At 58.5% G+C, this 1,099-nt stretch carries 2 protein-coding genes; one reads left to right on the top strand and one right to left on the bottom strand.

The window, feature by feature from the left end:
- On the top strand, window positions 1–340 hold a 340-nt coding region (locus ACXJ7R_RS33865), incomplete at its 5' end, for a DUF1993 domain-containing protein (protein WP_457155594.1).
- A 60-nt stretch (window positions 341–400) separates the two neighbouring features.
- Here ACXJ7R_RS33865 and ACXJ7R_RS33860 read toward each other — a convergent pair.
- Entirely contained in the window at window positions 401–565 is a 165-nt protein-coding gene (locus tag ACXJ7R_RS33860; protein WP_023810361.1) for a hypothetical protein, read from the bottom strand.
- Window positions 566–1,099 lie beyond the last annotated feature (534 nt).

Genomic DNA, 1,099 nt, shown 5'->3' with positions numbered 1-1,099 from the left:
GGTGCAGATCGCCACCGACCATGCCAAGGGTGCGCCGTCACGGCTCGCCGGTCGGCAAGTGCCGAGTTACGAGGACAACGAGGCGAGTTTTGCCGATATCCAGGCGCGCATCACGAAGACCCTGGACCTGCTGGCGACATTTTCAGCCGCCGAGTTCGACGGGTCGGATGACAAGGTGATCGAGTTGAAGCTTGGCGGGCGCGAACGCTCGATGCCCGGCCTGCAGTATCTCCTGCATGTGGCCATGCCCAACTTCTATTTCCACCTCACCACCGCTTACGACATCCTTCGTCACAATGGCGTGCCATTGGGCAAGGCGACGTTCCTCGGCGCGCGCTGAAGGACTTGAGGTTTTTGAGATGTCCTGGACGGGTCCGGGACATCTCGCGAGCGTACGTGTTTAGCGAATGGACATTTCGCGGGCGATGCGCGGAAAGTCGGCGGGCTTGATGCCGATGTCGGCGCGGTCGGCATTGCTCATCGAATGAAGCAGTGCGAGTGCCGAGCGGTATCTCAGATGTTCCTGCGGCCGCGGCCGGGCGAACATTTCAGTGAAGAAACCCATGGTTCAGGCTCCTGGTTGATTCCTCCACGGCTGCTAATATAGGTGAATCGTGACAATTGTGCAGTGCAGCATTTGCATGCCTGCCATGTCCTGATGATTTTTCCGAGCATAGTTTTGCGAGCGGGTGAAACTTTTTCCCGATGCGCACCGTAGGCTGAACGCCGGCACATGGCCGGCTTTTCCTCGCCACTCCTGGCGAATTCCGGACTGCGTGAAAGTGCAGTCCGGCTTTTTGTTTTGGGACGGCAGATACCGCAGCTTTGGTCCCGGCAACGGCTAAATTCGTTAACATCGGTGGCATGCATTTTTAACGAGCCGGTTCTATGGTCCGAAGCTTGGATAGTCGAGCAAGGGGGAGGCTGACATCGCTACTGGCGCCAAGCGGGATTTCGCTTCGTTGCTCGACGACCTCTTCGTCGCTTCGGACAAGCTCGACGGGATCGAGGGCGAAGAGTCCGGCGCTCGTCCATCCATCCCGTTCGACTATCTTTCGGTGGCCGATGAACTCCATTCCGGCCGCATCAAGGTTTCGGG

It is taken from the genome of Mesorhizobium sp. P5_C1 (genome assembly GCF_054049815.1).
This window is presented reverse-complemented; position numbering and strand designations above follow the sequence as displayed.